This is a genomic window from Saccharothrix sp. NPDC042600 (genome assembly GCF_040647305.1).
In the GTDB taxonomy this organism is placed as follows: Bacteria; Actinomycetota; Actinomycetes; order Mycobacteriales; family Pseudonocardiaceae; genus Actinosynnema; species Actinosynnema mutabilis.
Map to the genome: position 1 here is coordinate 21,720 of NZ_JBEZBW010000099.1, position 8,751 is coordinate 30,470.

Genomic DNA, 8,751 nt, shown 5'->3' on the forward strand with positions numbered 1-8,751 from the left:
TGCTGTCGGCGGACGGCCGGGACAAGGGGAGCGCTGGTTGGCGAAGCGGCGGTACGTGGCCAGGGGCGTGCCCGGTGGGTACCGGGTCTGGGACAACAAGGCGCGGCGGTGGTGGGGCGACCACTACGAGCTGTGCCCCGACGACCTGCTCGCCGAACTGAACGGGGCGGCCGACCCCGCGCGGATCACCGCCCTGCTCAAGCGCTACCGCGCGCTCCGGCGCTGACGGCTCACAGGTCCCGGTACACGTGGGTGCCGTCGCGGACGGTGCCCACGTACTCCTCCACCAGGTCCTCCAGCGCCACGACGCCGCGCAGCTCGCCCTCCGCCGTCACCGCCTTGGCCAGGTGGCTCTGCGCGCGCCGCAACGCCGCCAGCGCCTCGTCCAGCCGTGCCTCCACCCCGACCTCGGGCAGCCCCCGGACGCGGGCCGCGGGCACCGGTGTCGCCGGGTCCGCGTCGGCCAGGTCCAGGACGTCCTTCACGTGCAGGTACCCGACCAGCGCGCCGGCGTCGTCGCGGACCGGGAAGCGGGAGAACCCGGTCGCCGACACGGCCGACTCGACGTCGCCCATCGTGGGCCGCGCCGGCACCGACGTCACCCGGTCCAGCGGCACCAGCACGTCGGCCACGGTCCGTTCCGCCGACGACAGCGTCTGGGTCAGCCGCCGGTGCTCGGAGTCCTCCAGCAGGCCCTCCTGGCGGGACTGGGCGATCAGCAGCGCCAGCTCGTCGCGGGTGTAGGCCGACTCCAGCTCGTCCTTGGGGGACACGCCGACCAGCTTCAGCACCGCCGTGGACACGACGGTGAAGCCGCGCAGCAGCGGGGCGACCAGCTTGCAGAACCAGTAGTGCACCGGCACCAGCAGCAGCGCGGTGCGCTCCGGGCCGGCGATGGCCAGGTTCTTCGGCACCATCTCGCCCAGGACCGTGTGCAGCGCGACCACGATCACCAGCGCGATCGCGAACGCCACGCCGTGCAGCACGGCCGGCGGCAGGCCCACCGAGTGGAACGGGGCCTCCAGCAGCGACGCCACGGCCGGCTCGCCCAACGCGCCCAGGCCCAGCGAGCACAGCGTGATGCCCAGTTGGGCGCCCGCGATCAGCAGCGGCAGCTCGCGGCCGGCGCGGATGACGACCTTCGCTCCCGCGCTGCCGCGGTCGGCCAGCGCCTCCAGGCGGTCGCGGCGGGCGGTGATGATGGCGAACTCCGCGCCCACGAAGAACGCGTTGCCCGCCAGCAGCAGGAAGATCACCAGGACGCTCACCGCGCCACCTCCGGCTCCACGCGCGACACCCGCAGTTCGGCGACCCGGTGCTTGTCCATCTGCACCACGGTGATCCGCCAGCCGTCCACGCGGATCTCGTCGCCCACGTCCGGGATGCGGCCCAGCCGCGCCAGCACCAGGCCGGCCAGCGTCTCGTAGTCGCCCTCCGGCATCCGGAAGCCCGTCGCCTCGGCCACCTCGTCGTCGCGCAGCAGGCCCGACACCAGCCAGCCGTCCGCGCCCAGCCGCCGCACCGGGGAGCCCTCCCGGCGGTCGTGCTCGTCGCGCACGTCGCCGACGATCTCCTCGACCACGTCCTCCAGCGTGACCATCCCGGCCGTGCCGCCGTACTCGTCCACGACCAGCGCCGTCTGCAGGCCGGACGCCCGCAGCCGGTCCAGCAGGGCGTCGCCCTCCAGGGTCTCGGGGACGGTCTGGACCGGGCGGGTCAGCGCCGACACCGGGGTGGTGGCGCGCTGGTTGCGCGGGACGTTGAAGGCCTGTTTGACGTGCACCATGCCGCGCACCTCGTCCAGGTCGCCGTTGTGCACGGGGAAGCGGGAGAACCCGGTCTCGCGGGCCTTGGCGAGCAGGTCCAGCACGGTCGCGTCCGCCTTGAGCGACTCCACCCGCACGCGCGGGGTCATCAGCTCGCCGGCGGTGCGGTCGCCGAAGCGCAGGGACCGGTCCAGCAGGGTCGCCGTGCCCTCGTCGATGGTGCCCTGCTCGGCGCTGGAGCGGATCAGCGCGCCCAGCTCCTGCGGGGACCGGGCGGAGGCCAGCTCCTCGGCCGGTTCCACGCCCAGCCTGCGCACCAGCCAGTTCGCGGCCCCGTTCAGGCCGGTGATCAGCCAGCGGAACACCGCCGAGAACCCGGCCTGCAGGCCCGCGACGGCCCGCGCGGTCTCCAGCGGCTTGGCGATGGCCAGGTTCTTGGGCACCAGCTCGCCGAACACCATCGACAGCGCGGTGGCCAGCGCCAGCGCGACCACCAGCGCCACCGGGCGGGCCACCGACTCCGGCACGCCGACCAGCCCCAGCACGGGGGCGACCAGCTCGGCGATGGCCGGTTCGGCGATGAACCCGGTGATCAGCGTGGTGAACGTGATGGCCAGCTGCGAGCCGGACAGCTGGAACGACAGCGACCGGTGCGCCTTCTCCACCGTCTTGGCCTTGGCGTCGCCCACGGTGGCGACGTGCGACTCGACGGTGCTGCGCTCCAGGGCGGTCAGGGAGAACTCGGCGGCGACGGCGATGAACGTGCCGATCGTCAGCGCCACGACGGCGACCAGGCCCAGCACGCTGAGCAGGATCCCGGTCACCGGGCACCCCGGGAGGGGCTCGGGCCTTGCGGCAAGCCGGGTGTCGGACCCGGCTCAGTACTGCATCCAGGCTGCGCGTCGCGCACGGAGGTGATCACTCCTAGGAAGGGGTGGTCGGACTACCGATCCAGTTTAGAGAGTCGGCGCGGGTCAGCGCAGTCCGGTGCCGGAGGGTGACGAAGTGCTCGCGCGCAGTACCACCTCACCGGTCACGCGGACCGTCCGCGCGCCCGGGGCGTCCTCCAGCACCAGCCGCGCGGCCCGTTCGCCCATGTCCTCCAGCGGCAACCGGACCGTGCTCAGGCCCGGGGCGAGGTCGCGCAACGTGGGGATGTCGTCGAAACCCGCGAGGGACACGTCCTCGGGGACCCGCAGGCCGTGGTCGCGCAGGGCCGCCATCGCGCCCGTCGCCATCACGTCGTTGACGGCGAACACGCAGGTGGCGCCGGTGCCGGCGGCGATGAGGTCCCGGGCGGCCGTGTAGCCGCCGTCGCGGGTGAAGTCGCCGTGGAAGATCACCGGATCGGGCAGGTCCCGCTCCGCCAGCCCGGCCCGGAACCCGGCGAGCCGGTCCTTGGCGACCACCAGGTCCTGCGGCCCGGCCAGCACGGCGAACCGCTGGTGGCCCAGGTCCGCCAGCGCCACGGCCAGGGCGCGGGCGCCCGCCCGGTTGCCGGGGACGACGGTGTCCACGCCGAGCTTGGCCTGCGAGACGGCGGCGACCCGGCCGCCCTGGGCGGTGAACGCGGCGATCTCGTCGGCCAGGCGCGCGGCGGTGGCGCGGTCGGTGGTGCGGCTGCCCGCGATGACCACCGCGCGGGCCCGGTGCGCGCGCAGGGTGTGCAGGAGATCGACCTCGCGGCCGGGGTCGCGGCCGGTGGTGCCCAGGACGACGACCAGGCCGGCCGCCTCGGCGACGCGCGTGACGCCGGCGGCGATGCCGGAGAAGTACGGGTCGGCGATGTCGTGCACCAGGAGGCCGACCAGGGCGCTGCTGTTGCGGGCCAGGGCCTGGGCGGAGGCGTTGGGCAGGTACCCGAGCCGCCGGGCGGTGCCGACGACCCGCTCGCGCAGTTCGTCGCTCACCTGGCGGGTGCTGCCGTTGAGCACGCGCGAGGCGGTGGCCAGCGAGACGCCCGCCTGCTTCGCCACTTCGACCAGCGTGACCTGCCGCGAAGTCAACCGCTCCTCCTCGCCCGTCGGGGGCTGCGAGCCTAACCCGCGCCGGCCCGGACGCCCCCCGACCCACCCGCCGCCACGCCGCGCCGACCGGGCCGCGCCGCCGGTTGACGTTCGCGACCGCCCGACCGTAGCGTGTGGAAAGCGCTTTCCAACCTGGCTCGGAGGTACGCATGGCTGTGCGCCCGATCGGGGTCGTGCTGAACGGGGTCACCGGGCGGATGGGGTACCGCCAGCACCTCGTCCGCTCGATCCTCGCCATCCGGGAACGCGGCGGCGTCCGCGTCGACCCCGACACGGTCCTGCTGCCCGAACCCGTCCTCGTCGGCCGCGACGCCGAGAAGCTCAAGGACCTGGCCGCCCGCCACGACCTCCCGCGCTGGACCACCGACCTGGACGCCGCCCTCGGCGACCCGGCCACCGAGGTCTACTTCGACGCCCAGGTCACCTCCGCCCACGTCGCCGCCATCACCAAGGCCATCGCCGCGGGCAAGCACGTCTACACCGAGAAGCCGGTCGCCTCCTCGCCCGGGGAAGTCCTCGAACTGGCCCGCCTGGCCGACGAAGCGGGCGTCCGGCACGGCGTCGTCGCCGACAAGCTCTACCTGCCCGGCATCCGCAAGCTGCGCCGCCTGGTGGACTCCGGCTTCTTCGGCCGCGTCCTGAGCATCCGCGGCGAGTTCGGCTACTGGGTCTTCGAGGGCGACTGGCAGAGCGCCCAGCGCCCGTCCTGGAACTACCGGGCCGAGGACGGCGGCGGCATCGTCGTGGACATGTTCTGCCACTGGTCCTACCTGCTGGAGAACGTCTTCGGCCCGGTCGAGGCGGTCACCGCGCGGGCCGTCACGCACATCCCGAAGCGGTGGGACGAGCGGGGCCTGCCCTACGCCGCCACCGCCGACGACGCCGCCTACGCCATCTTCGAGCTGGCCGGGGGCGTGATCGCGCAGGTCAACTCCTCCTGGGCCACCCGCGTCCGGCGCGACGAACTCGTGGAGTTCCAGGTGGACGGCACGCACGGCAGCGCCGTCGCCGGCCTGCGCGACTGCGTCGTCCAACCGCGCGAGGTCACGCCCAAGCCGGTGTGGGACCCGGACGTCCCCTCGCCGCACGACTTCCGCGCGCAGTGGCAGGAGGTCCCGGACAACGAGGAGTTCGGCAACGGGTTCCGCGTGCAGTGGGAGGACTTCCTCACCCACGTCCACCGCGACCTGCCCTACAAGCACGACTTCCGCGCCGGCGCGCGCGACGTCCGCCTCGCCGCCCTGGGCCTGGAGTCCTCCCGCGCCGGCCGCCGGATCGAGGTGCCCGCGTGACCACCGTCCGCCTGCCGCGGCCCGACGGCGCCTTCGCCACCCACACCCTCAACCCGCCGAAGGACTGGGGCGCGCCGGCCGGTCCGCCGAAGTCGCGGGTCGCGTTCGCCGCCGCGCACGTCGTGGCCGACCCGTTCGCCGACAACACCCCGGGCGCGCCGGCCGCGCTCGACTGGGACGCCACCCTCGCCTTCCGTCGCCGCCTGTGGGACCTGGGTTTCGGCGTCGCCGAGGCGATGGACACCGCCCAGCGCGGCATGGGCCTGGACTGGCCGACCGCGCTGGAGCTGGTCCGGCGCAGCGCCGCCGAGGCCACCGGCCGGATCGCGGCGGGCGTGGGCACCGACCACGACACCGCCGACCCGCTCACCGCGTACACCGAGCAGTTGGCGGCGGTGACCGCGCTCGGCGTGCAGCCGATCCTGATGTGCAGCCGCAAGCTGGCCGCCGTCGCCCGCGGACCCGAGGACTACCAACGGGTCTACGCCGCCCTGCTGGAGCAGGTGACCGAACCGGTCGTCCTGCACTGGCTGGGCCCGGCGTTCGACCCGGCGCTGACGGGCTACTGGGGTTCGACCGACGTGGCCGAGGCCACCAAGCACTTCCTGGACCTCATCCACACCTACCCGTCCAAAGTGGACGGCGTGAAGGTGTCGCTGCTCGACGCCGGGCACGAGGTGTCGTTGCGGCGCGCGCTGCCCGAGGGCGTCCGCTGCTACACCGGCGACGACTTCAACTACCCCGAGCTGATCGCGGGCGACGAGGTCGGCCACAGCGACGCCCTGCTGGGCATCTTCGACCCGATCGCGCCGGCCGCCGCGTCCGCGCTGCACGTGCTCGACTCCGGCGACACGGAAGGGTTCCGGGCGATCCTGGAGCCGACCGTGGCGCTGTCCCGGCACATCTTCGGCGCGCCCACGTTCCACTACAAGACCGGCGTGGTGTTCTTGGCGTGGCTCAACGGGTTCCAGGACGCGTGGTCGATGGTCGGCGGGATGCAGTCGGCGCGGTCCGTCGTGCACCTGGGGGAGACGCTGCGGCTGGCCGACGCCGCCGGCCTGCTGGTGGACCCGGCGCTCGCGGCGGCGCGTTGGGAGCGCGTGGTGGGGGTGCTGACGTGAGGCTGTCGCTCAACCAGGCCACGATCAAGCGGGCCACGGTCGCCGAGGCGGTGGACGTGTGCGTGCGGCACGGGATCCCCTCGATCGGGCTGTGGCGCGAACCGGTGGCGGAGTTCGGGCTGGACAGGTCCGCGCGGCTGGTCGAGGAGGCCGGGCTGCGGGTGTCGTCGCTGTGCCGGGGTGGGTTCTTCACCGGCGTGGACCAGCGGGAGGCGTTGGCGGACAACCGGAGGGCCATCGACGAGGCGGCGGCGCTGCGCGCGGACTGCCTGGTCCTGGTGCCCGGCGGCGTGCCCGACCGCGACCTGGTCGGCGCGCGGCAGCGGGTCGCGGACGCGTTGGCGGCCTTGGCGCCCTACGCGGCGGACGCCGGTGTGAAGCTCGCGATCGAGCCCATGCACCCCGTGTTCTGCGCGGACCGGGGTGTGGTGTCCACGTTGGCCCAGGCGCTGGACCTGGCCGCGCCGTTCCCGGCGGACGTGGTCGGTGTCGTGGTCGACGCGCTGCACGTGTGGTGGGACCCGGACCTGCCCGCGCAGGTCGCCCGCGCGGCCGGGCGGATCTTCTCCTACCAGGTGTGCGACTGGGTCACGCCGCTGCCGGCGGACGTGCTGCTCGGCCGCGGGCTGCCCGGGGACGGGCACATCGACCTGCCGTGGCTGACCGCGCTGGTCGAGCCGTTCTACGGCGGTGACGTCGAGGTCGAGGTGTTCAACGCGGACGTGTGGGCGGCGGACCCGTCGGCGGTCGCGGCGGACCTGGTGCGCCGCCATGCCGGTGGCTGGCTAGCGGGGTAGCTCCCGGCCGGCCGCCAGCAGCCGCAACGTGCTCAGCGACGGGACCAGGGCGTAGAGCGCGCCCGTGGTGCGGACGAAGCGGGGGAACGCCAGGTCCGTTCCCCCCAACCGCGCGCCGCCCGTGCCGCCGATGACCGGGTCGGTGCCGGTCGGCGCGCCGTCCGCGCCGCCCGCGAACTCCGGGTTGTTCGCCCAGACCCGTTGCTGGAACTCGAACTGCTCGCGGATGGACGTGCAGTGGGCGACGAACAGCAGCCCCCGCTCGGCGTGCGGGTCCTGCTCGTGGGGCGGCCCGAACGGGATGCCCCGCCGCAGGATGCGCCGCTGGGCGGGCGTGCGGTGGCTGAACGCGCGCGGGTTGGTCTTGCGGATGTGCGCCGCGCACGGGGTCCGCTCGCCCAGCGGGTCGTCGGCGTGGTCGAAGTCGTTGCGGTCGGGGCCCAGGCCCAGCGCGGGGTCGGCCGGTGCGGCGAGCGGCCGCCCGTCGCGGTGGCGGCCGATCAGCAGCGCGCCCATCTCCTCGGGGGTGACGCCCAGGGCGTCGGCGTGGTCGCGGAGGGCTTCGCGCCAGCCCTCGACGTCCTGGGTGAGGCGGCGGATGACCTGGAGGGACCCGTTGTGCAGCCAGCGGGCGGTGCGGTCGCTCTCGTCGCCGCGCTCGGTGTCGTGGCCGAAGACGAACTCGCCGGGCTTGACCAGCAGCGCGCCGGCGTGGCCGAGGCGGTGGCCGGGCCGGTGCGGGTCCTCCTCGTGGAAGTCGCGGATGCCGGGCTGCGAGATGCCGTCCTTGAACCCGAAGTGCTCGCGGCCCCTCAGCGGGCCGGGGAGGGTCTCGCCCAGCTCCTGGTGCACCTTGACCACGCCGAGCAGGTCGTCGAGCAGGTCGAGCATGGTGTCCACGGCCTGGAGCCGCTCGGTGCAGTCGGACGCCAGCGTGACCACGGCGTGGATGCGCTGCTCGGCCCGGCCGAACAACCACTCCTCCGGGTCGTCCCCGGTGACATCGGCCCGCGCCTCCGCGCCCACCCACAGCTCCGGGTCGCGCCGCCGGAGGTCCTGGGTGACGGCCGAGGGGTTGACGGCGAGCTTGACCAGGCCGCTCGGCGTGAGCGAGAGGTTCGCCCAAGTCGCCTTGAGGGTCTGCGGATCACCCCCGAACATGGCGCGGCCCAGCGAGAACGCCTCGTTGAAGTCCTCGACGTCGGCGGTGACCGAGAGGTAGCCGATCATGGCGGCGAGCCAGGTGCGGCCGAGCTTGCCGTCGGTGAAGCGCAGGAAGCGGAACTGCTGGTGGTCTTTGTTGAACGCGGCGAGGACGTTCCCCTGGATCTCGCGCGACTTGCGCAGTGGCGGCCGTACGCCCCGCTGTTCGGCGTGCAGGTGCAGCAACTCGGACATGTCGAGAGTCCCCATTCCCCCGAATGCTCTCCAGTGCAGAAGAGCACACGGGGGCACTCCTGATACCCACGAGTAGCCGCTACCACCCGGGCGGCGTAACGAGAACCCGAAGTGTCGGTGGTTCGTGCGAGAATGGAACCGGGGGCCGGCGGCCCCGCACCAAGCGCCTGACCAGCACGAACCGCCCACCGAACCCGGCCTGAAGATGACCGCTCGCACAGCCGCCCCGCGTTGAGCTAGTCGCGCCTGACCGCCGCCGCGCCGAGCCGGACGGGGCTCAGCCCGCGCCGAGCCCCGCCCCGCCGAGCCAAGCCCCGCCGAGCCAAGCCCCGCCGAGCCAAGCCCCGCCG

General features: G+C 74.0%; 8 protein-coding genes. 4 read left to right on the forward strand and 4 right to left on the reverse strand.

Annotated elements, in window-relative coordinates:
* The first annotated feature begins 37 nt into the window (after positions 1-37).
* On the forward strand, positions 38-226 hold the full coding sequence (locus AB0A74_RS35315) for a hypothetical protein (RefSeq protein ID WP_358256482.1): 189 nt from the start codon (positions 38-40) through the stop codon (positions 224-226).
* A gap of 4 nt (positions 227-230) precedes the next feature.
* Here the strand turns inward: AB0A74_RS35315 and AB0A74_RS35320 are convergent, their stop codons facing one another.
* The 3 genes from AB0A74_RS35320 to AB0A74_RS35330 all read right to left on the reverse strand — a co-directional run bounded on the left by AB0A74_RS35320 (position 231) and on the right by AB0A74_RS35330 (position 3,772).
* Positions 231-1,268 (reverse strand): hemolysin family protein, encoded by a 1,038-nt coding sequence (locus AB0A74_RS35320; protein ID WP_358256484.1) that lies wholly within the window; start codon positions 1,266-1,268, stop codon positions 231-233.
* On the reverse strand, positions 1,265-2,590 hold the full coding sequence (locus AB0A74_RS35325) for a hemolysin family protein (RefSeq protein WP_358256485.1): 1,326 nt from the start codon (positions 2,588-2,590) through the stop codon (positions 1,265-1,267). Before AB0A74_RS35325 ends, AB0A74_RS35320 begins: the two co-directional genes overlap by 4 nt.
* 150 nt (positions 2,591-2,740) lie before the next feature.
* Positions 2,741-3,772 (reverse strand): LacI family DNA-binding transcriptional regulator, encoded by a 1,032-nt coding sequence (locus AB0A74_RS35330; RefSeq protein WP_358256487.1) that lies wholly within the window; start codon positions 3,770-3,772, stop codon positions 2,741-2,743.
* Between the two features lie 170 nt (positions 3,773-3,942).
* Here AB0A74_RS35330 and AB0A74_RS35335 point away from each other — a divergent pair, with 170 nt between their 5' ends.
* The 3 genes from AB0A74_RS35335 to AB0A74_RS35345 are packed head-to-tail and all read left to right on the forward strand — an operon-like array spanning position 3,943 to position 7,003.
* Positions 3,943-5,085 (forward strand): Gfo/Idh/MocA family oxidoreductase, encoded by a 1,143-nt coding sequence (locus tag AB0A74_RS35335; protein ID WP_358256489.1) that lies wholly within the window; start codon positions 3,943-3,945, stop codon positions 5,083-5,085.
* Positions 5,082-6,206, forward strand: a complete 1,125-nt coding sequence (locus AB0A74_RS35340) for a dihydrodipicolinate synthase family protein (protein ID WP_358256491.1) — start codon at positions 5,082-5,084, stop codon at positions 6,204-6,206. The genes AB0A74_RS35335 and AB0A74_RS35340 overlap by 4 nt, the downstream gene beginning before the upstream one ends.
* Positions 6,203-7,003: a sugar phosphate isomerase/epimerase gene (locus tag AB0A74_RS35345; RefSeq protein ID WP_358256493.1), complete on the forward strand. Its 801-nt coding sequence runs from the start codon at positions 6,203-6,205 to the stop codon at positions 7,001-7,003. Before AB0A74_RS35340 ends, AB0A74_RS35345 begins: the two co-directional genes overlap by 4 nt.
* On the opposite strand, the gene AB0A74_RS35350 is transcribed toward AB0A74_RS35345, so the two are convergent.
* A complete protein-coding gene (locus AB0A74_RS35350; protein ID WP_358256495.1) occupies positions 6,992-8,401 on the reverse strand; it encodes a Dyp-type peroxidase in 1,410 nt (469 codons plus the stop codon). The two genes, AB0A74_RS35345 and AB0A74_RS35350, sit on opposite strands and share 12 nt — an antisense overlap.
* Positions 8,402-8,751 lie beyond the last annotated feature (350 nt).

Bases quoted from the DNA above. Each gene is read 5' to 3' on its own strand.
- AB0A74_RS35350 (WP_358256495.1), bottom strand. From the start codon at position 8,401: ATGTCCGAGTTGCTGCACCTGCACGCCGAACAGCGGGGCGTACGGCCG.
- AB0A74_RS35335 (WP_358256489.1), top strand. From the start codon at position 3,943: ATGGCTGTGCGCCCGATCGGGGTCGTGCTGAACGGGGTCACCGGGCGG.